Here is a 23,637-nt window from a genome sequence, read left to right on the forward strand (position 1 = left end):
AGGGGAGGAGCGAGCGCGCGGCCCGCGCGTCACGCGCCGGGCGCTTGCAGGTTTTGCCGCTCGGCGAGCGGCTTGCGCTGCCAGTCGATGCAGCTCCATTCGTCCGCGGCGATCACCTGATCGAGCCGGTCGACGGCGACGGGCGCGTCGCGCGGCACGTCGGCGATCTCGTCGTGCTCTTTCAGCCACCGCTCGTCGAAGATCGTGTCCTGGTAGCGATAGCCGGTATCGGGCGCGATGAACAGGATCTTGCGATCGGGCTGGCGGGCGGCCTTGTAGTGCGCGACCCGGTAGGCGGCGCCGCTCGTCGGGCCGCAGAAGAGGCCGTGGCGCGCATGCAGCTCGATTGCCGCGCGGTTCGCCTGCGGGCTCGTCAGCCAATGGATCTCGTCGAACTGCGAGTGATCGAGAATCTTCGGCATGATGCTGTTGCCGAGGCCCCGTAGCGTGCGCTTGCCGTCCGGCAAGCCGAACAGCACGCTGTTGAACGTGTCGACGCCCGTCACGCGGATTGCGTCGCTGTGGCGGCGCAGGTGCGTCGCGAGGCCGACCGACGAGCCGCCGGAGCCGACGCATGCAACGAGGTCGAACGCCGGTCCCGCCTCCGCGAGCAGCGTGTCGGCGAGCGCGCGGTACGCGTCGGGATTCTGCGGATTGTCGTACTGGCGAACCCAGAACGCGTTCGGATGCGCTTCGAGCAGTTGCGCGATGCGTGCGAGCCGCAGGCGCTGGAATGCGCCGAACGCGTCCGGCTTCTCGATGATGTCGACTTCCGCGCCGAGGTTGCGCAGCATGCCGCGCAATTTCGGGTCGATCGCCGGATCGCCGACGATCCGCAGCTTCAGCCCGTGCTCACGGCACACGACGGCGAGGCCGAGCGCGAAATTGCCGCTCGACGATTCGATGACGAGCGAATCGCGGTTGATGCGCCCGTCGCGCAGCGCCTGCTCGATGATGTGCTTGGCCGGAATCACTTTCATGACTTCGAGCGCGACGGCGTAGAGATTGGGCGAGATCCGGACGATGCGCGGTTCCGCCATCGCATCGGACACCTTCTCCTGCGTTTTCCTGATCGATGCTGCGTCGTATGTCATGAGCTCACCTGGTGAAAAATCGCGAAATGGGTTGTCTTAGGGTTTCCCGGAGCGTGCGTTCCGCCCGGGCGATCGTGTCGAGCGCATCCGGGCGCGCCGCGTCGAAACACAGGCCGATGAAGGTGCCGCTGTGGCAGTTGACGATGCCGTCGGCGCCGACGTCGGCCATCAGCGCCTCCAGTTGCCGCAGGCTGCGCTTCGGATTGCGCTTCTGATGAAGCTGCGTGCTGAGCGTCGCCGCGCGGCCGATCTCGCGGACGTCGCGGCTGGAAATCGCGGCGTCGACGACGGCGAGCAGCGCGGCGTACTGGCTCGTTTCCTCGTCGGAGAAATCGAAGCGATGCCGGTTGTAGGCGACCGTGTCGATGATTCCGCCTTCGTCGATCGCGAGGATGCAGATTTTCGGCAGCCTGCCCATCACCTTGCCCAGTTCGACCTTGCGATGGAAGAACGCGACCGATTCGTCGAACATCACGCCGTCGGTCGGCTCGATCTCGCGGATGATCGCGCACATGTCGGCCACCGCGAGCTCGATGTCGAAGTGGGCGGCGAGCGCGCGCAGCGTCGCGACGATGTCGGCGGACGAGCTCGCGAGCCCCTTGCCCTCCGACACCGCGCTGCAGATCTGCAGGATGCCGCCCGTGCGGATGCCGAATTTCTCGAGGAAGAGCTGCGCCGCCTTCAGCGATTTCTTCTTGCTCGCCGGAAAGACGTAAAGGCGATCGGAATGCCGGAACCGGCAGAATCTCGCCGTCGTCGTCAGCGTGATCGGAAACGTCACCAGGAAATCGTTTCCCGATATCGGCTCGCGCCCCTGGACCAGCTCGCCGAACGTGGCGGGCGCGTTGCCGGTCGAGAAAAAACGCTCGGCCAGCGAGCCCGCCTTTCGGGTTCTCGCCTTGCCGGAGTGGCCGGAATTGGAGGAAAACCGATTTCCGTATTTATTGATAAGCGCATTGGCAATGCCGATCGACCGATCGCCGTTGATTTCCTCTCGGGCGAGCGGCGAATGAACAGAGCGCTTGACCGGTTCTGTTACGTACATTTTGGCTCGTCAATCCAGAAAAAGGACGTGCATGATCCGCCACATCGATAAATGTGGTTGAAAAGTCAAACACTCGTTTTAATTTGTTCGAGCTACCCGGGTAATAAAATTTCAGAACGACGGGTATCGAAATTGAAGAACATCGATATGAGTGAATCGGGAATATGGATTCCGCGTGCGGTGGCAAATGCGGCCGGCATGCCGCCGTGACTTCGTTTGCGGCGGCATTCGCTCAGCGTGGATATTTCATCCAGTGAACCGCATGCCATGCGCTTGCCCGGGGTAGACAAATTCCGATTCATCCGGCGACCGTCCTTCAAAGTATGCAGACATATTCAGGGAAATCCGGTGAAGCCTAGATACTCGTGCTCGCGGATGCGGCGAGCGGGCGATGCAAACAGCGAATCGTCTTCGATGGCGGCGACGCGGTGCGCGCGGGCGCGGTGATGCCGGCCGCCCCGCCCGACAGGCGGGACGGTCGGCGCCGAGCGTCGGCCCGGATATCCATGGAGCGCCGGCGCAATCGAGGCAGCGCAGACGGGCTCCGCGGATCAAAAACAGTTTCGAACGCCGGGACGATGCGATACCGAATTCACTGCGCCGCTGCGTAGTCGAGAGCATAAGCTCAGCCGGGAGAAAAATACTCGGCGAGCGAAGATTGCTTCAGAGTAGACGAGCGTCGCAATTCACTCTGGTAGCGAAACGTACATGTAAAGCAATCGTTAGTCAAGCCGTTAAATGAAAGCCATCGGAATTGATTGATAACAAGCAGTTCGTCGCTCAATCTTTCGTTTCGAACGAGATTGGGTCGGCGAAATTCTCAATCGATCGGTGGAATTTGGTCGCAAAAAACACAAAAAGAAACAAGAAAACAAAACTGCGAGCCGCATTGAATCTAAATATCGTCACAAACATGCCGGCCGCTATGAATTCATGTCGTTCACGATCCGCGCATCCTTCGTAAATCGTGTTTTCCGAATCGAAGTATTACGCTATGCTTGCGACCTGAGATTCATGGTGCGATTAGAAAAATACTCAGTGCGTTCGTTTAAATCTGTCGTCAAAGCAAATTTGATGTTTCGGTAGACGGTTGTAAACGGAAAAGAATCAATGTCGCCCGATCGAGAATCACGGATCACGGCGATGCGCGGAGGTCGGCGAACACGGCGTGCGTGATCCGCATCGGATCTCGTGCGCATCGTCGCTTCGCTGCCGCGCGTTCGTCGCGGGGAGCATCCTCTCCGCGTTCTGCGGTGCCTGGCAGGACCGTCCCACCTTCACCACGGAGCTGAAGCCCGTCATGTGTGGAATCGTTTCAATCTTCGATCGGAGCGCGCCGATCGACGCGTCGACGCTGCAGCGCGCAGTGGATACGCTCGACCATCGCGGCCCGGAAAAAACGGGGCTGTGGCTGTCGCCCGACGCGCGCGTCGGCCTCGCGCACGCGCGCCTCGGCCTTGTCGATCTCGTAACGGGCGACCAGCCGATCGTCAGCGCGCGAGGCAACGTGATCGTCGCGAACGGCGAGATCTACGGTCATCACGAATGGCGCCGCGCATTGCGGCGCGAAGGCTGGCAGTTCAAGACCGACAGCGATTCCGAGGTGGCGCTCGCGCTGTACGAGCGATACGGCATCGATTTCGTCGAGCGGCTGCGAGGCGAGTTCGCGCTGGCCATCTGGGACCGCGAGGCGAACCAGCTCCTGTGCGTGCGCGACCGGTTCGGCATCAAGCCGCTCTACTATCACGAGAGCGGCGAGCGGGTCCTGCTCGCCTCCGAGGTCAAGGCGCTGCTCGCGGCGGGCGTCGCGGGCAGGCTGAGCCGCGAGCAATACGTGCAGCATCTGCTTCTCATCAAGCCGCACGACGCGACGCTGTTCGAGGGCATCCGGCAGGTTCCGCCGGGGTGCATGCTGATCTGCTCGGACGGCAAGACCGTCGTCAGGCGCTATTGGGATCTCGACTACCCGCGCCATCCGCAATGGCGCGACGACGCGCGCTCGCGCGCATGCGCCGCCGAGGCGCTCGCCGAGCATATCGCCGACGCGGTCGAGACGCGCCTGCACGCGGACGTGCCGATGGGCCACTACCTGAGCGGCGGGCTCGATTCGTCGGCGGTGCTCGGCGTCGCGGCGAAGCGGCTCGGCCACCGGCTCACCGCCTTCAACGTGCAGTTCGACCACGCGGATTACGACGAGAGCGCCGTGGCGCGCGACACAGCGGAGTCGTTCGGCGCGGCGTTCCGGACGGTCGCCGTCGATTCGGCCGATTTCGCGGACCATCTCGAGCAGGTCGTCTGGCACGCGGAGAGCATCGGCATCAACTCGAACGCGGTCGCGCGCTATCTGCAAAGTCGCGCGGTGCGGGACGCGGGGTTCAAGGCGGTGCTGTCGGGCGACGGCGCCGACGAGCTGTTCTACGGCTACAACTTTCATCAGATCGACTATCTGCTGTCCGGTTATGCGGGCGACGAGACGGCGCGCCTCGCGACGTTCGCCGACGTGCAGGCGGCCGGCAAGCTGAGCGCGGCGATTCCGCCGTGGTTCCGGCCGGCGCGCAACGGCTTCGCGAGCCGGTTGATCGGCTTCACGCCGGCGTGGCTGTCGATCGTGCTCAACAGCCGCACGCCGCTCAGAGACACGCTGCTGCATGCCGACCTGAAGCGCGACGTCACGCCCGATCTGCTCGTGTCGAGCCTGATCGATCGCCTGCCGATCCACGATCAGCTTCGCGACCGGCATCCGGTGCAGCAGTCGATGTATCTGTGGTGCAAGTCCATTCTGTGCAATCAGATCCTGTTCGCGGATCGCCTCGACATGGCGCATTCGGTCGAAGTGCGCATGCCGCTTCTCGACCATCGCCTGTTCGAATTCGCGCGGACCCTTCCCGTGTCGTGGTTCTTCCGCGACGGCGAGGAGAAAAGCCTCTTCCGCGACGCGATGAAGCCCTATCTGACCGAGCGGGTCCATCGGCGCGTGAAGCAGCCGTTCCTCGCGCCGCCTTCGACGCTGCAGCGCAACGGCAAGCTGTTCGCGCTGATCCAGGACATCGTCCACTCGCCGCGCCTCGCGCAATTGGGGCTCTTCGATCCCGCGCAGCTCGCGCGCCTGTCGAAGCTCCTGTCGGACGGCAACGAGGCCGACCTGTCGAAGCTGGAGATTCCGCTGATGCTGATCGCGACGTCGTATTTCCTTTGCAAGCGCTTCGATCTTTCGATCGTCGACTAGACGCCGTTCGCCGTTCGCCGCTCGATGTGCGCCGCGGCGCGAATGCCGGCGGCGCACGAAGAATGCGCCGCCGCGCGCCGCGGCTCGCATCCGTTCCAATCCCTCATTCTTTTTAGCCTGACCGACTGACATGACGACCACCGATCTCGACAAAATGCAGCAGGCCGGCACGATCGTTCACGTACTTCAGCGACATGCCGGCGAGCGTCCCGACGCGCTCGCGTATCACTTCATCGAAAGCCCGGAAACGGGGGCGGGGCCGCAGCTGACCTATCGGCAGCTCGACGAGCGCGCGCGGCGGGTCGCCGCCTACTTGCGGCAGCATGCGAGCGAGAACGATCGCGTGCTGCTGTTCTTCCCGCCGGGGCTCGAATACATCGCCGCGTTCCTCGGCTGCCTGTATGCGGGCGTGATCGCGGTGCCGCTCTATCCGCCGCGGCGCGGAGAAAAGCTCGACCGCATCGCGCACGTGGTGCGCGATTGCGGCGCACGGTTCGCGTTCGGCGACGGCGAGGCGGTGGCGAAGGCGAGCGAGTGGTTCTCGGGCGAGATGGGCCGCGCGCTGTCGGCGGCGATCCGCCTGCTGTCGATCGACGCGGCGGCGGACGTCCCGCCGATTCCGGCGAGCGACTATCGGCGCACGCCGGCGGACGTGGCGTTTCTCCAGTACACGTCCGGGTCGACGGGCGAGCCGAAGGGCGTCGCGGTGAGTCACGGCAATCTGATCGCGAATCAGATCGCGATCGCGGCGGGCTTCGGATCGCGCGACGACGACGTCTGCCTGAACTGGCTGCCGCTGTACCACGACATGGGGCTGATCGGCACGACCTTGCATCCGCTCTTTTACGGATACCCGTCGCACATCATGTCGCCGACCGCGTTCATCAAGGACCCGCTGTCGTGGCTCGAGAACATCACGCGGTTTCGCGCGACGGTCGCGGGCGGGCCGGACTTCGGCTATCGCCTCTGCGCCGAGCATGCGGCTCGCAGCCCGGAGCGGGTGGCCGCGCTCGATCTGTCGAGCTGGCGCATCGCGTTCAACGGCGCCGAGCCGGTACAGGCGGAATCGATGCGGCGTTTCGCGCAGATCTACGCGCGCGCGCGGTTCGATCCGCGCGCATTCTATCCGTGCTATGGCCTTGCCGAAGCAACGCTTTTCGTCACGGGCGGCGCGCCCGGCGGAGCGTTTCACGCACGGGCGGCCGACCGTTTCGCGCTGACGCTCGGCCGCCTCGAGCCGCAGGGCGGCGCCGCGAGCGTCGAACTGGTGTCGTCCGGCCGCTGCGCGGCGGGGCACGAACTGCGCATCGTCAACGACTTGCGCGAGGCGGCGCAAGGCGAGATCGGCGAGATCTGGGTGCGCGGCCCGAGCATTCCGTCCGGATACTGGAACAAGGACGCGGTGAACGCCGACGTGTTTCGCGCGCGCCTCGCCGCCCCGGACCCGGCCTCGTCGGGCTTCCTGCGCACGGGCGATCTCGGTTGCGTCGTCGACGGCGAACTGTTCGTGACCGGGCGCAGCAAGGACGTCGTCATCGTCAACGGGCGCAATTACTATCCGCAGGACCTGGAAGCCGCCGCGGGCGCGAGCGATCCGGCCTTGCGCGAAGGTTGCACGGCCGCGTTCTCGATCGACGGCGAGGGCGATGCGCGCGTCGTCGTCGTGCAGGAGGTGGACCGGCGCTTCGCGAAGACGATCGACGTCGACGCCGCCGCCCGGGCGATCCGCACGGCGATTTCGCGCGCCTGCGACGTCGCCGTCGACGAGATCGTATTCATTCAGCCGGCGAGCATTCCGAAGACGTCGAGCGGCAAGATCCGCCGCCGGGAGACGCGCGCGCGTTACCTCGACGGCACGCTGCCGCTCGTCGGCCGCGACGTGCGTTCGGCGAGCGGCGCCGGTGCGGCGTCCGATCAGGATCTCGATGCGCTCTGGCCGCAAACGGCGCGCTCCGGCGCGGTGCCCGCCGACGAGCATGCGGCTCGGATCGTGCTTGCGCTGCGGCGCGCGGTCGCGGCGCTGACCGGGCAGACGCCCGAGGCGATCGGCGCCGATCTGCCGCTTGCGGGCGCGGGGCTGAATTCGATCGGCGTCGTGCGGCTGCAGGGCTTGATCGAGAAGCATCTGGGCGCGCAGGTCGGGCTCGACGACCTGTTCGGCGCGTCGAGCATCGCGGAGCTGGGCGCGCAGATCGCCCGAACGGACACTGCGGCGCCCGCCGCGCCGCGCGCGACGGCGGGTGCGAAAGAACGCGAGTTCGCGCTGTCGCCGAACCAGCAGCAGCTCTGGTTCCTGCATCAATTCGACCCGGATCGGCATGACTACAACCTGGCGCTCCTGATCGAATGCCGGCCGGCGCTCGCGTCCGACGCGCTCGAGGCGAGCGTCGCGCGCGCGTGCGCGCGGCACCCGATCCTGCGTACGCGTTATCGCGCGGAGGACAGCCGCAACGTGCAGACGGTCGAGCCGACGCCATGCGTCGATTTCGCCGAAATCGATCCGCAAGGGCTCGACGACGCCGCGTTGATCGAGCGTTTCGGCGACGAAGCGCTGCGGCCGTTCGACCTGGAGCGGGGATCGGCGTTGCGCATTCGCGTCGCGCAGCGCGACGGCGGGCGGACCTGGCTGCTCGTCAACCTGCATCACATCGCCTCCGATTTCTGGTCGATGTCGCAACTCGTCGAGGAAATCGTGTCGGACGCGTCGGGCGGCGAGCCGATTGCCGATCCCGAGCGCGACTACCAGGACTGGTGCCGGGAGCGCGACGCGTACACGGGCAGCGCCGCCGCGCTGGCGGACCGCCAGTACTGGCGCACCGTCCTGGGCGAGAACCGTGCGGATTCGGCGCTCGCCTCGGTGTTCGAGCCAAGCGCGCAACGCGCGGAAGGCGCCGCGGACGGCGCGCCGCGGCCCGTCAATTTCCGGATCGGCGAGACGCTCGCGAAACGGGTCGAGGCATTCGCGCGGCGCTCGGGCCGCACGCTCAACGCGGTCTATCTGGCCGCGTTCCAGTTGCTGCTGCATCGCCGCGGCGCCGCCGAGCACCTCGCGATCGGCACGCTCGCCGCCGGCCGGACGCACTGGGCGTATGCGCGCACGCAGGGCTATTTCGTCAATCCGCTCGCGTTGCACACCGCGTATCGCGACGACACGACGTTCGCGGCGTTCCTGTCGCAGTCGGCCGACAATCTCACCGCCGCGATCGCCCACCAGGCGTATCCGTTCGCGCACCTCGTCAACGAGCATGCGTCGAAGAGCCGCGCCGGCCGGCATCCGTTCTTCCAGGCGCTGTTCGTGATGCAGCAGTCGAGCGGCCGCCGCGGCACCGAAGCGTTCGCGATCAAGGGCGTCGCCGCCGAAATCGAAATCGGTTCGATCACCGCGCGTTCGCTGCCGTTGCGCTCCGCGCCGTCCCAGTTCGATCTCGCGTTGACGATGGCGCCTGCCGCGCGCGGGATCGAAGCGATGCTCGAATATGGCGAGACGCTCGCGACGCGCGATCAGGTCGCCGCGTTCGCCGACGAATACCTGCAACTGCTCGATGCGGTGCTCGACGCGGCCGACGCGCCGTTGCACACGATCGAGCCCAAGGCGGCGCCGGCCGCGATCGACGCGCCGGCGGCCGAGCGCGCCGCCGATCTCCCGGCGGCAGCCGTGCCGCTCGCGCAATGCGATTCGTTGATCGAAGGATTCGAGCAGCAGGTGCGCAGCGGCCCGCAGCGAGTCGCGCTCACCTACGGCGAATCGTCGCTCACGTATCGCGAACTGGACGAACGCGCGACGCAGCTCGCGGGCGCGCTCGCGCCGCGGATGCGGGCCGACGGGCCGACCACCGTCGCGATTCTGCTGCATCGCGGCGTGGACGTCGTCGTGAGCATCCTCGCCATTCTGAAGGCGGGAGGCACGTACGTGCCGCTCGACCCGCACTCTCCGGCCGAGCGGCTCGGCTTCATTCTCGAGGACGCGCAACCGAGCGTGCTCGTCACGTCGACGGCGTTCGGCGACTTGCTGGGCAAGCTGCCGTCCGTCGAGGGCCGCACCGTCCTGCTCGTCGACGCGCGCGCCGAGCCGGCGCGCGTCGGGGCGCACGCAGCGGATCGCGCGCCGCAGGCGGCGCGCGCGTTGCGCCGCGACGATTGCGCGTACGTGATCTTCACGTCCGGCACGACCGGGCGGCCGAAGGGCGTGCAGGTCACGCACGACAACGTGCTGCGCCTGTTCACGTCGTCCGAGCCGGAATACCAGTTCGACGAGCGCGACGTGTGGACGCTGTTCCATTCGATCGCGTTCGACATCTCGGTCTGGGAAATGTGGGGTGCGCTGCTCTACGGCGGCCGGATCGTCGGGGTGCCGTACGAAATCTCGCGCTCGCCGGACGAGTTCCGCGCGCTGTGCGCACGCGAGCGCGTGACGGTGCTCAACCAGACGCCGAGCGCGTTCAAGTATTTCATCGCTGCCGATCTGCGGCGCGACGACCGCCTGAGCGCGCTGCGCCTCGTGATCTTCGGCGGCGAGACGCTCGTGTTCGGCAGCCTCAAGGATTGGTTCCGCAAGTACGGCGACGCGCAGCCGCTGCTCGTCAACATGTACGGGATCACCGAGATCACCGTGCACGGAACCTACCGGCCCGTCACGCTCGCGGATCTCGACGCGCCGGGCAGCATGATCGGCCTGCCGCTGCGCGACCTGTCGATCGTGCTGCTCGACGAGGATCGCAAGCCGGTGGTGGACGGCGAGGTCGGCGAGATCTATGTCGGGGGCCGGGGCGTGGCGCTCGGCTATCTGCGAAACGAGACGCTCACGCGCGAGCGCTTCGTCGATCTCGACATCGAGCCGGGCGTGGGCGTGGGGCGCTACTACAAGAGCGGCGACCTCGCGCGCAAGGTCGGCGACGCGGATTACGAGTATCTGGGCCGCAAGGATCAGCAGGTCAAGATCAACGGCTTTCGGATCGAGCTCGGCGAAATCGAGGCGGCGCTCACGCGCTTCGACGGCATTCGCGACGCCGTCACGCTCGCGAGCAAGCCGCACAAGCCGCGCAACGTCGTTGCACCGGCGTCGGCGGGCGGCGGGGCCGGCGCGATCACCGAGATCCGGCAGTTGATCCGCGCCGCGTCGACGCCGCAACCGGACGACGAACAGATCAGGCTCGTGTCGTACATCGTCTGCGATGCGCTGCCGGACGTTCAGGCGCTGTATCGCCACTTGTCGGAGCGCATACCCGATTACATGATGCCGTCGGCCGTGCTGCCGATCGATGCGATTCCGCTGAACCAGAACGGCAAGGTCGACGCGAAGGCGCTCATGCAGCGGGCGGACGGCGCGATTCCGTTGCGCGCGGCCTACGTCGCGCCGCGCACCGACGAGGAGAAGCTGCTGTGCAAGCTGTACGCCGACGTGCTGGAAAAACCGCGCGTGGGCGCCAACGACGGCTTCTTCGAGCTCGGCGGCGATTCGATCCGCATCATCCAGTTGCGCAGCCGCGCGTTGAAGGCGGGTTTGCAGATCAGCGTCCAGGACGTGTTTCGGCTCCAGACGCCCGCCGCGCTCGCCGCCGTCACGAAGATTTCGGCCCAGCTGGCCGAGCGGCCTCGCGTCGCCGCGTTCGCGCAAACGAGCGACGCCGAGCGTCGCCAGCTGCCTGAGGATGCGGTCGATGCCTATCCGCTCGCGCGTCTTCAGGAAGGGCTGCTGTTCCACTCGCAATTCGGCGACGACATCGCGATGTATTGCGACATCTTCGAATTCCGGCTGCGCGCGCTCTACGATCTGCGCGCGTTCGAGCAAGCGCTCGCCGCGTTGATCGAGCGCCATCCGATTTTCCGGACGTCGTTCCATCTCGGCGAGTTCGAGCGGCCGCTGCAGATCGTTCACGCGCATTCGGCCCCGGTCGTCGACGTGTTCGACTATCGCGACGTCGACGACGCGCGCCGCAAGCAGCGCTACGAGGCGTGGCTCGACGGCGAAAAGCGCCGTCCGTACGACGTCGCGCGCGCGCCGCTGTTGCGCTTCTCGCTGCACCGCTGGACGGATGACGAGTTCGTGTTCACGATGTCGTTCCACGACGCGCTGCTCGACGGCTGGAGCGAATCGTCGGCCGTGTCGGAGATCCTGCGCAACTATGTGAGCCTCGTCGGCGACGGCGCGCTGCCGCAGCTTCCCGAACTGCATACGCGCTTTTCCGATTACGTCTCGCTGGAACAGGAGACCGTCGCCGATCCGGCGGTGCGCGCATTCTGGGAAGCGGAGCTCGAGGATTTCCGGCCGACGCGGCTCGCGTACCTGCAGGAAACGCACGCGGACGCCGGGCGCAATCCAATGCGCTTTTACGCGGTCGATGTGCCGGCGGCGCTGTCGAACGACCTGAAGGCGCTGGCCGCGCGGCTCGGCGTGTCGCTCAAGCACGTGCTGCTGGCGGCGCATGCGAGCGTCATGAGTTTCGTGAGCGGCGAGTCCGACGTCGTTCTCGCCGTCGAGTCGAACGGCCGGCTCGAGGACGGCGACGGCGAGCGCGTGCTCGGCACGCATCTGAACGTCGTGCCGTGGCGCGTGCAGCTCGGCGGCGACACCTGGTCCGAGCTCGTCAAGCGCATCCATGACAAGGAATCCGCGCTGCAGGCGTATCGCCGCTATCCGTATCAGGAAATCCAGCACCTGAAGGGCAACGAGCCGCTCTTCGACGTGAGCTTCAATTACACGCACTTCCATGTGTACGAGGAGCTGGAGCAACTGGCGGGGGTGAGCGTCGTCGATGCGAAGGCGTATATCCAGACGCACTTCGCGCTGCGCGTCGAATTCAACCAAGACCCGTTCACGAAGCATCTGACGCTCGATCTCGAGGCGAATCTCGACGCGTTGCCGCTCGAGCGCCTCGTCGCGATCGGCGGCTATTTCCGCCGCGCGCTCGAGGCGATCGTCGCGTCGCCCGACGAGCATTTCGCCCCGCGCACGCTGCTCGGCGACGACGAGGCCGCCGTCGAGCGCCGCGCCGCCGCGGGCGCCCTGGTCGAACGGCCGGCGGGCGCGCCGGGGCTATATGTCGCGACGTTCGAGCGGCGCGCGAGCGAATGGCCGGATCGCATCGCGGCCGTCGACGCGTCGCGCTCGATCGGCTATCGCGCGCTGCTCGACGCAAGCCGCACGGCCGCCGCGCAGCTGCGCGCGCGCGGCGTGCGTCCGGGCGACATCGTGGCGTTGCTCGCGGATCGCTCGATCGACTATCTGACGGCGATCCTCGGGCTCTGGCGGGTCGGGGCGGCGTTCGTGCCGCTGCCGGACGGGCCGGCCGAGCGGATCGACGCGCTGCTCGAGCGCGCGCGGGCCGCGCATCTCGTCGTCGCGCGCGGGCATACGAGCGTCGCCGAGCGCCTGCGCAGCGGCGCGGCCAGGATCGCGCTCGACGCGCTCGCCGAGCCGGCCGACGCGGCCGCGCTGCGAGCGCCCGCGTTCGAGGCGTCCGCCGACACGCTCGCTTACGTGATCTTCACGTCCGGTTCGACGGGCGAGCCCAAGGGCGTGATGATCGACCACGGCGGGATGATCAATCACATCGAGGCGAAGATCGAGGATCTCGGGATCGGCGCGGCGGACATCGTGTCGCAGGACGCCGCCGCGACGTTCGACATCTGCGTGTGGCAATTCTGCGCGCCGTTGATCGCGGGCGCGCAGGTCAGGATCTACGACGACGCCGTCGCGAAAGATCCGGCGCGGCTCCTGGAGCGCGTCGTCGCCGACGGCGTGTCGATTCTCGAAGTGTCGCCCTCCGTGCTGAGCACGATGCTGCTCGTGCACGCCGCGCAGCCGGACGCGCCGGCGCTCGCGCTCGGCGCGTCGGCGCTGCGCTGGGTCGTGTCGAGCGGCGAGACGCTGCAGCCGTCGCTCGTGCATCAGCTGCGCGCGGTGCACCCTCGCGTCGGCATCCTGAACATGTGGGGCGCGACGGAAACCTCCGACGACTGCACGCATTACAAGGTGCCGTTCGACCTCGACGCGCGCGCGCCGAAGATCTCGATCGGGCGGCCGATCAAGAACGCGGCCGTCTACGTGCTCGATCCGTGGGGGCGCACGGTGCCGGCCGGCACGCCCGGCGAGCTGTACGTCGGCGGCGTGTGCGTCGGGCTCGGGTATCTGAACGATCCGCAGCGCACCGCGGCCGCCTATTCGTCGCGAGAGGCCGCGTTCGCCGGCTCGCATCGCCTCTATCGCAGCGGCGATCGCGGATGGCGCGCCGCGAACGGCGAGCTGTTCTTCATCGGCCGGCGCGACAACCAGGTGAAGATCCGCGGCCATCGCATCGAGATCGGTGAAGTGGAGGCCGCGCTCAATCGCGAGCCGTCGGTGCAGGAAGCGGTCGTCCTCGCGCTGCCGGACGCGACGGGGCAACTGTCGCTCGCGGCGTGGGCCGTTCCTGCGGATCTTCGCGCGCTGGAGGGCGCGGGCGCGACGAGCGCGTGGGTGTCGGCGCTGCGCAAGCAGGTGAAGCTCGGGCTGCCCGCGTACATGATTCCCGACGTGATCGTCGCGCTCGACCGTCTGCCGAAGAACGTCAACGGCAAGGTGGACCGCAAGGCGCTCGCGTTGCCGGACGATGCGCAGACGTGCGCGCAGCTCGAGGTGGTCGCGCCGGGCAACGACGTCGAGGCCTTCGTCGTCGATCTGTTCCGGCAGATTCTCAAGCGCCCGGCGGTCAGCGCCGACTGGAGCTTCTTCGACATCGGCGGCAACTCGCTGCTCGCGACGCAGGTCGTGTCTCGCGCGCGCCGGCATTTTCGGATCGATTTGCCGATCCGCGCGCTGTTCGAGCACGACACGGCGATCTCGTTCGCCGCGGCGATCGCGGCCGCCCAGGCCGAGGCGTTGCGGGAGGACACGATCGCGCCGCAGGGGCGCCCCGAGCACATTCCGCTGTCGTTCAACCAGGAGCGTCTCTGGTTCCTCGACAAGATCGACGCCTCGCAGCGCGCCTATGGCTCGCACTTCGCGCTGCGGATCGACGGGCCGCTCGATGTCGACACGCTCGCCTGGGTGCTCCAGCGGATGACGGATCGCCACGAGATCCTGCGAACCCGCTTCGCGACGCTCGACAATCAGCCCTGTCAGGTGGTGGCGCCCGAGATGACGTTCCCGCTCGCCGTGAAGGACCTGTCCGGCGAGCACGCCTCGAGCGCGCGCGAAGCGCTCGACAGCGCGATCGAATCCGAGCTGAGCCGGCCGTTCAGGCTCGACGCGCTGCCGCTGTGCTCGGCGACGATCTACCGGCTGTCCGACAACGAGCACGTGCTGCTTTGGCGCAATCATCACATCATCGGAGACGGGTGGTCGGCGGGCGTGATCCTGCGCGAGATCGAGCAGTTGTATCCGGCGCGGCGCGACGGGCGGGCGGCGGAGCTGCCGCCGCTGCCGATCCAGTTCGCCGATTACGCGATCTGGCAGCGGCGTTTTGCGCAGTCCGAGCCGTTCAAGCGCCAGCTCGACTTCTGGCGCGGCTACCTCGACGGCTACGCCGGCGTGCTGCAATTGCCGACCGATTTCGAGCGCCCGGACCAGCCGACGTTCGACGGGCGGCGGATCGCGGTGGCGTTGCCCGCCGCGCTCGTCGAGCGCGTGCATGCGTTCTCCCGGGCGTCGAAGTCGACGGTGTTCGTGTTCCTGCAGACCGCGCTGGGCTTGCTGCTGTCGCGCTACGCGAAGCAGGGCGATCTCGTGCTCGGCACGGCCGTCGCGAACCGCTCGCGCATCGAGACCGAGCCGCTCATCGGCTTCCTGACGAACACGTTGCCGGTGCGGCAGCGCTTCGATCCGGCTGCGAGCTTCGCCGCGCATCTCGCGCGCGTGCGCGACGACGTGCTGAACGTGTTCGACAATCAGGACGTGACGTTCACGCATCTCGTGCAGATGGCGCTCAGGGAGCGCGACCCGCGCGTGAATCCGCTCGTGCAGGTGATGTTCGTGCTGCAGAACGAGGATCTGTCGATGCCGCAGGTCGACGGGCTGCGCATCGCGCCCGTCGAGCTCGACCGGGCCGCGTCGATTCTCGATCTGCTGTTCGATCTGCGCGAGGAGGGCGGCGCGATCGTCGGCCACGTCGAATACAACGTCAATCTGTTCCGGGAATCGACGATCCGCCTGCTGTGGGCGCATCTGTCGAACCTGATCGGGGCGATCGTCGACGGGGGCGACGTGCCGGTCTCGCAGCTGAGCTCGCTCGGCGACGAGGAGCGGCGCTTGCTGACGCAAGCGTGGCGCAGCCTGCAGCACGGCCGCAGCGAGATCGAGTTCTGGCATCGCGACGCCGCGCAAACGCCGCATTGGGACGCTTACCTCGAAGCGGCCGAGCGCGACGAGATGCTGATGAGCGCATACATGGCGATCTCGGAATATTGAGTCGCCGATCGCATCCGGCCCGCGCGGGCCGGATGCGCACGCTCAGCCGCCGCCGGGCCGGATCGCCCGGCGCGCGGCTTGTCAGCGCGCCTGCGTCAAAGATTGCATCGCCTCGCGCACGAAGCCGAGCAGCGCGTCGTCGGCGTACGTGCCCGTCATCAGCTCGGGCTCGTTCGCGAGCGCCTCGCGGAATTTGAGCTGCGTCGCCGGATCGTCGCCCGCGTAGCTCCTGAACAGCTCGAGCCAGCGCCGAGCGAGCGCGTGGCCTTCAGGCGAGGCGGGCGCGACGCCCGCTTCGATCGCGTCGCGGGCGTCCGCCATCAACTGCGGCCATTCCATCGCGCGCTTGCCATAGTTCGCGCGCATGAAACGCGTTTCCTCGGGCGACAGATAGCGCTCGTAGATGCGCATCTTGGTTTCCGAAAACGCGCGCAGCACGTAGTCGCGCAGGGCGAGCGAGATGCCGACGTGCGCCTGCATCGACGGCTCCCGGTCGTGCATCAGGTTCAGCTTCGCGAGGAAGCGCGGGTCGCCGTTCGTGTCGCGCACGAGCATCGTCATCCAGCGGACCGACAGCGCGCGCACGCGCTCGTCCTCGGGCGCGACGCCCGCGTCCATCAGCGCGCGCGCCTCGTCGACGAGCGCGGCCCACTCCGGGGCGGGCACCTGGCTGTTGCGATACATCGGCAGGCGCGCGAGCTCTTCTTCGGAAAAGTACTTGTCGTACATGGTCATCAACTCCAGGGTCTTGAGCCAATCGGCCAGCTCGGGTTGCGCGCCGTCGACGAGCTCGCGGTGCAGTTGCGCGAGACGTTCGCGCAGACGCGCCGCCTGCTCGATCTGCCGGTCGAGCATCGCGATCTGCCGCGCGACGATCGACGTGAGCGGCGTGCCGGGCTGGGCCAGGTAGGCGCCGACGTCGGCGAGCGTCAGGCCGAAACGACGCAGCGCCTGGATCTGGTGGAGCCGGGCGATGTCGTTGCGGTCGTACAGCCGGTAGCCGTTGTCGGCGCGCGCCGAAGGCTTGAGCAGGCCGATCGCGTCGTAGTGGTGCAGCGCGCGGACCGTCAGCCCGCTGCGTTTCGCCAGCTCTCCGATCTTGAGCAGCATTCTTGCCTCCGTTTCATGCGCACCGTGGAGGATGAAACCTGACGTTGCGTGAGGGTCAAGCGGAATCGGCCGGCGCGGCGGCCGGCACCGGTCGAGGGCGGGACGCCGGGCAGCGCGGGCGTGGCGGGCCGACGTGGTGGGCCGCACGGCACGCCACTGCGTGCGCGATGCATTCGACGCGCGCTGCGGATGGTAACTGCTTGCCGCGCTTGCGTGAACGTATGCGCTCGGTGCGGGGCGTGCGCGCGACGCGCGAGTGGCGGCGCGGGCTTCGCGCGTCGTTCGGCGCGCGAGCGGGTGGGGCTCCGGTGGCGTTGCCGTCAATCGTCGTCGTTCGGCGCGTTCATCGTTTCTAGCGCGTTCAGCGACTGACGCGGCTGACGCGGCCGTTGTCTCGGCAACGGGGGCCGGAGCCAGCGGCCGCGCCGTCGGCCGCGCGCGGGCGGCGCGTCACGTCAGATGTCAAGCGCCCGACGTGTCCCCGGACGTGACCGATGCGCTCGCCCGGCCCGGCGAATTCGCCGGGCTCGAATCGGCCGTCGTGCCGCGCGCGCCCGTCGGCCCTGCTGCGTTCATCGCGTTCATCGCGTTCATCGGGGGCCGTCGGCCGGCTGCGTACCTGGCGCGTTTTCGCTGTTTGTTTCGCCGTTTGTTTCGCCGTTTGTCGCGACCATTGCGCCGGCGGCAGCGCCCGCCGCGCCGGACGCTCCCGCCGCGTCGACCTCGCCTACCGTGCCGGGCACGCGCGCATCGCCGGCGTCGCCGGTCCGCTTGGCGTTGTTCGCGCGCTGCGTCGCGCCCACATCGTTCGCCCCGTCCGCGCCGCTCGCGCTCTTCGTGTCTTTCGCGTCCTTGCCGCCGTCCGTCGGCGTGCCCATTGCCTGAAAGAGCCGCGCGGTGTCGACGAGCCGCGTGCCCGTCGCGCGGATTTCGTCGAGCCGCGCGTTGCGGTACTGCTGCTCGCTCGCGCGCGCGGCCGAAGGCGGCAGCGCGCCGAGCCGCACGCGCGCCGCGGTGTCGTCGAACGCGCCGCGCGCGGCGACGGCCGAGCGGTTCGAAGCGTCGAGCGCGCTCGCGTCGTTGTCGAGCGCGGCGAGCTTGTCCGCGACGTCCTGGAACGCGGCGAGCACGGTCTGCTTGTACTGGTCGACGGCCGCCTCGTAGGTCGCGCGCGCCGCGCGGCGCTGCGCGAGCAGCGCGCCGCCGTGGAAGAGCGGCTGCGTGAGCGATGCGCCGACGCTCCAGATCGCCCCCGCGCCCGACAGCATCGCGGGCCAGTTGAAGCCCGCATGGCCCATCGACGCCGACAGCGACAGCTGCGGGAACAATTGCGCGGTCGCGACGCCGACCTCGGCCGCGGCCGCCTGCAGCCCGGCCTCGGCGGCGCGGATGTCGGGCCGCGCCTGCAGCAGCGTCGACGGCACGACGACGGGCACGTCCTGCGGCAGATGCAGATCGGCGAGCGCGAGATCGGCGCTCGCCTGATCCGGCGTGCGGCCGAGCAGCACGGCGAGCGCGTGGCGCGTCGTCTGCCATTGCTGGCGCAGCGCGGGCAGGCTCGCCTCGAGCGCCGCCGCGCTTTGCTGCGCGTTCAGCATGTCGGTGCGCGACGCCGCGCCGAGCCGATGGCGCGCGGCCGTGTCGTTCGCCTGCTCGCGCGCGAGCGCGACGAGCCGCTCGGTCGTCGCCACCTGCTCGGCGAGCGCGGCCGACGTCACGGCCGCCGTCACGATGTTCGCGGCGAGCGCGCGCCGAGTGGATTCGAGCTGGTACGCGGTTACGTCGACGCGCTTCGACAGCGCGCGGTTCGCGAAGTGCGCGGCGCCGAACAGGTCGAGCGTGTAGCTCGCCTGCAACTGGCCCGCGAACACGTTGTAGAGCACCGTCTGCGGGCCGAACGTCGGCACGCCGAGCGCGCGCTCGCGCGTCGCCTGGCCGCCCGCGTCGATCGACGGCAGCAGCGAGCTGCCGATCTGCGCGCGCAACTGCTCGCGCGCGGCGGTCAGGCTCTTGTCGGCGGCGGCGAGCGTCGGGCTGTTGCGCAGGCCCTCGTCGACGAGCGCATCGAGCGCGGGCGACCGGTAGCGCTTCCACCAGTCGGGCACGGGCTGCGCGCCGACGTCGAAGCGCTGCGCGAGCCCTTGCGCCGCGGCCGTGCGCTCGGGCAGCGGCGTCGCGCCGTAATGCGCGGGCGACGGCATCGCGGGCGGCGTATCGCTCGGCGCGAACAGCGAGCAGCCGGCAAGCGAGGCGGTGAGCGCGGCCGCGGCGGCCGCGGCCGTCGCGCGCGGCGCGAGGCGGGCCGCGAACGGGAACGGAGAGATCGAGGCGCGCATGGTCAGGCTCCCGTGGGCGTGGCGGGCGGCTCCGGATCGCGCTCGTCAGGCTTCACGCGGAACCAAGTGGCGTAGAGCGCCGGCAGGAAGAAGAGCGTCAGCACGGTCGCGCTCGTGATGCCGCCCATCAGCGCGGTCGCCATCGGGCCGAAGAAGTTCGAGCGCAACAGCGGAATCAGCGCGAGCACCGCGGCCGCGGCCGTCAGCGTGATCGGCCGGAAACGCCGCACGGTCGCGCCGACGATCGCGTCGAAACGGCCGTGGCCGGCCGCGATGTCCTGCTCGATCTGATCGACGAGAATCACCGAGTTGCGCATGATGATCCCGAACATCGCGATCACGCCGAGCATCGCGACGAAGCCGAACGGCTTGCCGAACAACAGCAGCGTGCCGACGACGCCGATCAACCCGAGCGGCGCGGTCAACACGACCATCAGCACGCGCGAGAAGCTTTGCAGCTGGATCATCAGCAGCGTCAGCACGGCGATCGCCATGAGCGGCATCTGCGCGTTGATCGACGTCTGGCCCTTCGCGCTTTCCTCGACGGAGCCGCCGATTTCGATCCGGTAGCCGACGGGCAGCTGCGCGCGCAGCGCGTTCAGCTTCGCGTCGATCGCGTGCGTCACGTCGATGCCTTGCGCGCCCGCCGCCACGTCGGACTGCACGGTGATCGTCGGCTGGCGGTCGCGTTCCCAGACGACGCCGTATTCGAGCGTGTTGTGGAAGCGCCCGAGCGAGCCGAGCGGCACCGGGCCGTTCGGCGTCGGCATCGCGAGGCCCGCGAGGCTTGCCGGATCGACGCGCTGCGCGCGCGGCGCACGCAGATCGACCGCGATCAGCTTGTCGCGCTCGCGATACTGCGTGACCGTCGTGCCGGACAGCGTCATCGCCAGGAAGCTCGCGACGTCCTGCGACGTGACGTTCAGCTCGCGCGCCTTGTGCTGGTCGAGCTCGAAGCGCACCGAGCGCTCCGCGGGCTCGTCCCAGTCGAACTGGACGTTGACCGCGCGCGCATCGGCGCGCATCGTCGCCGCGACCTTCTCCGAGATCGCGCGCACGGTCGCGATGCTGTCGCCGCTCACGCGGAACTGCACCGGATAGCCGACGGGCGGGCCGTTCTCGAGCCGCGAGATCCGCGTGCGCGCCGCCGGGAACTGCTCGCGCAGCACGGGCGCGAGCCACGCCGCGAGCTTCTCGCGTTCCTCGACCGACTTCGTGGTGATCACGAACTGCGCGAAGTTCGGCAATTGCAGTTGCTGGTCGAGCGGCAGGTAGAAGCGCGGCGCGCCGGAGCCGACGAAGTTCACCGCATGGTCGATCTCGGGGCGCTTGTCGATCAACTTCTCGAGGCGCCGCGCCTGCGCGAGCGTCGCGTCGAACGATGCGCCTTCGGGCAGCCGCAGATCGACGAGCAGCTCGGGGCGGTCGGAGCTCGGGAAGAACTGCTGCGGCACGAGCGAGAAGCCAGCGAGCGCGACGACGAACAGCGCGCCCGTGATCGCGAGCACGACGAAGCGCCGCTCGATGCACCACTTGATCCACACGCGCAGCCGCGTGTAGAAGCGCGTGTCGTAGATGTCGTGGCCGTGCTCGTGGTCGTGCGCGGCGTCCGGGTGCGGCGCGCCGCTCGCGGCGTTTTTCGGCGGCGGCTTGCGCTCGGGCAGCATGTGATAGCCGAGCAGGGGAATCAGCACGACTGCCGCGAACCACGACGCGATCAGCGCGATCGCCGACACCTCGAAGATCGAGCGCGTGTATTCGCCCGTGCTCGACTTCGCGAGCGCGATCGGCAGGAAGCCGGACACGGTGACGAGCGTGCCCGTGAGCATCGGGAACGCCGTGCTCGTGTACGCGAACGCGGCGGCGCGCGCGCGGCTGAAGCCCTGCTCGAGCTTCACGGCCATCATCTCGACCGCGATGATCGCGTCGTCGACGAGCAGGCCGAGCGCGAGCACGAGCGTGCCGAGCGACACCTTGTGCAGCCCGATGTCGAACAGATACATGAACAGCGCGGTGACGGCGAGCACGACGGGAATCGAAATCACGACGACCATCCCGGTGCGCAGGCCGAGCGACACGAGGCTCACGATCAGCACGATCGCGATCGCTTCCGCGACCGCCTCGAGGAAGTCGTCGACCGAACGCGCGACCGCGTGCGGCATGCTCGACACTTCGGTGAGCCGGAGGCCCGCCGGCAGCTGCGCCTGCAACGCCTTCGAGCTTGCGTCGAGCGCCTTACCGAGCCGGATCACGTCGCCGCCCGGCTGCATCGTGATGCCGATGCCGAGCACGGCTTTGCCGCTCGTGCCTTTACCGACCGTGCGCATCTGCGTGACGGGCGGATCGTCGTAGCCGCGCTTGATCGTCGCGAGGTCGCCGAGGCGGAACGTGCGGCCGTTGACGCGCACGAGCGTGTCGGCGATCGCGTCGACGCTTTCGTACTGGCCGCTCGGGCGGATGAACACGCGGTCGTGCGCGGCCGTCAGCACGCCCGGCGACGACACGTCGTTCTGCGCGTTGATCGCCTGCGCGATCTGTTGCGGCGAGATGCCGAGCCGCGCGATGCGCGTGTTGTCGATCTCGACGAAGATCCGCTGGTCGGGATCGCCGAAATAGTCGACCTTCGCGACGCCCGGCACGCGCAGCAGCACGACGCGCAGCTGGTCCGCGTAGTCGTGCAGCTGCGCGGGCGAGAAGCCGTCGCCTTCGAGCGTGTAGATGTTCGTGTAGACGTCGCCGAACTCGTCGTTGAAGAACGGGCCCTGAACGCCGGGCGGCAGCGTCACCGAAATGTCGCCCACTTTCTTGCGCACCTGGTACCACGTTTCCGGCACGTCCTTGACGGGCGCGGAATCCTTCATCGCGAAGAACAGCAGCGATTCGCCGGGGCGCGAATAGCTGCGCAGATAGTCGATCGCGGGCATCTCCTGCAGCTTGCGGCCGATGCGGTCGGTGACCTGTTCCTGCACCTGGCGCGCGGTCGCGCCGGGCCAGAACGTGCGGATCACCATCACGCGGAACGTGAACGGCGGGTCTTCCGATTGCGCGAGCCGCGAGTAGGCGAGGATGCCGGCGATCGTCGAGAGCGCGATCAGGTAGATGACGAGCGCCTGATGGCGCAGCGCCCATGCGGACAGATTGAAGCGCCCGCCTTCTTCTCGGCCAGCCGTCATGACGCGACGTCCTCCGGATGAAGCGGCGGCACCGCGCGCACCTTCTCGCCCGCGCTCACCGTGTGCACGCCTTGCAGCACGATGCGCTCGCCGGGCGCAATTCCGTTCGACACGGTCACCGTGCGCTCGTTGTAGCGGACGACGTCGACGCGGCGCAGCTCGAGCGTGTCGTCCTGCTTGCGCACGACCCACAGCGCGGGCGCGTTGCCCGCATGGAAGAGGGCCGTCGACGGCAGCGTGAAGAGCGTCTGCGCGCGCGCGTTGCCGGTGGCGTCGGGCGTGAACGCGACGTTCGCGGTCATGCCGAGCCGCACGGCCGGATCGGGCTGCGCGAGCGTGAGCTTCACGCGGTACGTGCGGCTTTGCGGATCGGCGGCGGGCGCGATCTCGCGCACGCGCGCGTCGAACGTGCGGCCGGGCAGCGCGGGCAGCGTGACGCTCGCCGCGTGTCCCGGCGTGAGGCGCGGCAGCTCGCTTTCCGGCGCGTCGGTGACGACGTCGACGTCGCCCGACCACGCGAGCTGGTAGACGGGCTGGCCGGCGGACACGTTCTGACCGGTGTCGGCCTGCTCGGCGGTGATGTAGCCCGCGTGATCGGCGACGAGCGTCGCGTACTGAAGCTGGTTCTTCGCGAGCGCGAGCTGTTGCGCCGCCTGGTCGCGCTGCGCGCGCGCGGACGCATGCGCGTTCTCGGTCTGCTCGAGCTGCGCGGGCGCGATCAGGTTCTCGCGCGCTTGCGCGCGGTCGCGCTCGAGCTGCTGCTGCGCGAACGTCAGCGCATGCGTCGCGGCGTCGAGCTGCGCCTGCGCGCTCGCCGCGTTCTTCGCGACGTCGGACGTGTCGAGCAGCGCGACGACCTGCCCCTTCTTCACGGCGTCGCCGAGGCGCACCTTGCGCTCGACGATCTTGCCGGCGATCCGGAACGACAGCGGCGTCGCATAGCGCGGCTGGATCTCGCCGGGCAGCGACACGGCGGCGGCGACGCCGTCCGCCTGGGCCGGCACCGCGACCACGGGGCGCGGCGCGCTCGGCGCGGCTTCCTTGCGGTGGCAGGCGGCAACGATGAGCGCGACGCCGATCATCAGCGCGGCGCGAGAACCGGAACGATTCACGGTGACCCCTCGGAACAGGAGAAAACGGAAAAACCGGCAAGCCGGATACGCTTGCCCGGCGTCGCGCGCGGCAAAAACAAAACAATCCGCGCGCACGTTGCCAACTTGCTTACAAAAACTTGGCTGAATTCTAATACAGGGTTGTATCTGGATGCAA

At 68.3% G+C, this 23,637-nt stretch carries 9 protein-coding genes and 1 pseudogene; 3 read left to right on the forward strand and 7 right to left on the reverse strand.

Annotation, left to right across the window (positions count from 1 at the left end):
- Nucleotides 1-29 precede the first annotated feature (29 nt).
- Nucleotides 30-1,094, reverse strand: a complete 1,065-nt coding sequence (locus WS91_RS19640; protein WP_059670825.1) for a cysteine synthase family protein — start codon at nt 1,092-1,094, stop codon at nt 30-32.
- A 4-nt stretch (nt 1,095-1,098) separates the two neighbouring features.
- Nucleotides 1,099-1,962: pseudogene (locus tag WS91_RS19645) on the reverse strand (GHMP family kinase ATP-binding protein); the annotation flags it as partial.
- Here WS91_RS19645 and WS91_RS38205 point away from each other — a divergent pair.
- The gene (locus tag WS91_RS38205; RefSeq protein ID WP_394364280.1) at nt 1,859-2,107 is read left to right on the forward strand and encodes a hypothetical protein; all 249 of its coding nucleotides are present in this window, start codon (nt 1,859-1,861) and stop codon (nt 2,105-2,107) included. The pseudogene WS91_RS19645 and the gene WS91_RS38205 sit on opposite strands and share 104 nt — an antisense overlap.
- 124 nt (nt 2,108-2,231) lie before the next feature.
- On the opposite strand, the gene WS91_RS36060 is transcribed toward WS91_RS38205, so the two are convergent.
- The gene (locus tag WS91_RS36060; RefSeq protein ID WP_156432401.1) at nt 2,232-2,441 is read right to left on the reverse strand and encodes a hypothetical protein; all 210 of its coding nucleotides are present in this window, start codon (nt 2,439-2,441) and stop codon (nt 2,232-2,234) included.
- A 998-nt stretch (nt 2,442-3,439) separates the two neighbouring features.
- Between WS91_RS36060 and asnB the strand changes: the two genes are divergently transcribed.
- On the forward strand, nt 3,440-5,365 hold the full coding sequence (asnB, locus tag WS91_RS19650) for an asparagine synthase (glutamine-hydrolyzing) (protein WP_038742858.1): 1,926 nt from the start codon (nt 3,440-3,442) through the stop codon (nt 5,363-5,365).
- 130 nt (nt 5,366-5,495) lie between these two features.
- Nucleotides 5,496-15,749 (forward strand): non-ribosomal peptide synthetase, encoded by a 10,254-nt coding sequence (locus WS91_RS19655; RefSeq protein ID WP_059670827.1) that lies wholly within the window; start codon nt 5,496-5,498, stop codon nt 15,747-15,749.
- Between the two features lie 81 nt (nt 15,750-15,830).
- Here the strand turns inward: WS91_RS19655 and WS91_RS19660 are convergent, their stop codons facing one another.
- The 4 genes from WS91_RS19660 to WS91_RS19675 all read right to left on the reverse strand — a co-directional run bounded on the left by WS91_RS19660 (nt 15,831) and on the right by WS91_RS19675 (nt 23,480).
- On the reverse strand, nt 15,831-16,859 hold the full coding sequence (locus WS91_RS19660) for a MerR family transcriptional regulator (RefSeq protein WP_059670828.1): 1,029 nt from the start codon (nt 16,857-16,859) through the stop codon (nt 15,831-15,833).
- Nucleotides 16,860-17,449: 590 nt separating this feature from the next.
- Nucleotides 17,450-19,195, reverse strand: a complete 1,746-nt coding sequence (locus WS91_RS19665) for an efflux transporter outer membrane subunit (protein ID WP_156432402.1) — start codon at nt 19,193-19,195, stop codon at nt 17,450-17,452.
- Nucleotides 19,196-19,197: 2 nt separating this feature from the next.
- Nucleotides 19,198-22,368, reverse strand: a complete 3,171-nt coding sequence (locus WS91_RS19670) for an efflux RND transporter permease subunit (RefSeq protein ID WP_038742861.1) — start codon at nt 22,366-22,368, stop codon at nt 19,198-19,200.
- A complete protein-coding gene (locus WS91_RS19675) occupies nt 22,365-23,480 on the reverse strand; it encodes an efflux RND transporter periplasmic adaptor subunit (protein ID WP_038742863.1) in 1,116 nt (371 codons plus the stop codon). The genes WS91_RS19670 and WS91_RS19675 overlap by 4 nt, the downstream gene beginning before the upstream one ends.
- Between the last annotated feature and the right edge of the window lie 157 nt (nt 23,481-23,637).

Source organism: Burkholderia sp. MSMB1498, from assembly GCF_001526245.1.
In the GTDB taxonomy this organism is placed as follows: Bacteria; Pseudomonadota; Gammaproteobacteria; order Burkholderiales; family Burkholderiaceae; genus Burkholderia; species Burkholderia savannae.

Excerpts from the sequence above, each read along its gene's own strand:
- WS91_RS19640 (WP_059670825.1), bottom strand. The coding sequence starts at position 1,094 with ATGACATACGACGCAGCATCGATCAGGAAAACGCAGGAGAAGGTGTCC.
- WS91_RS36060 (WP_156432401.1), bottom strand. The coding sequence starts at position 2,441 with ATGAATCGGAATTTGTCTACCCCGGGCAAGCGCATGGCATGCGGTTCA.
- asnB (WP_038742858.1), top strand. The coding sequence starts at position 3,440 with ATGTGTGGAATCGTTTCAATCTTCGATCGGAGCGCGCCGATCGACGCG.
- WS91_RS19655 (WP_059670827.1), top strand. The coding sequence starts at position 5,496 with ATGACGACCACCGATCTCGACAAAATGCAGCAGGCCGGCACGATCGTT.
- WS91_RS19660 (WP_059670828.1), bottom strand. The coding sequence starts at position 16,859 with ATGCTGCTCAAGATCGGAGAGCTGGCGAAACGCAGCGGGCTGACGGTC.
- WS91_RS19665 (WP_156432402.1), bottom strand. The coding sequence starts at position 19,195 with ATGCGCGCCTCGATCTCTCCGTTCCCGTTCGCGGCCCGCCTCGCGCCG.
- WS91_RS19670 (WP_038742861.1), bottom strand. The coding sequence starts at position 22,368 with ATGACGGCTGGCCGAGAAGAAGGCGGGCGCTTCAATCTGTCCGCATGG.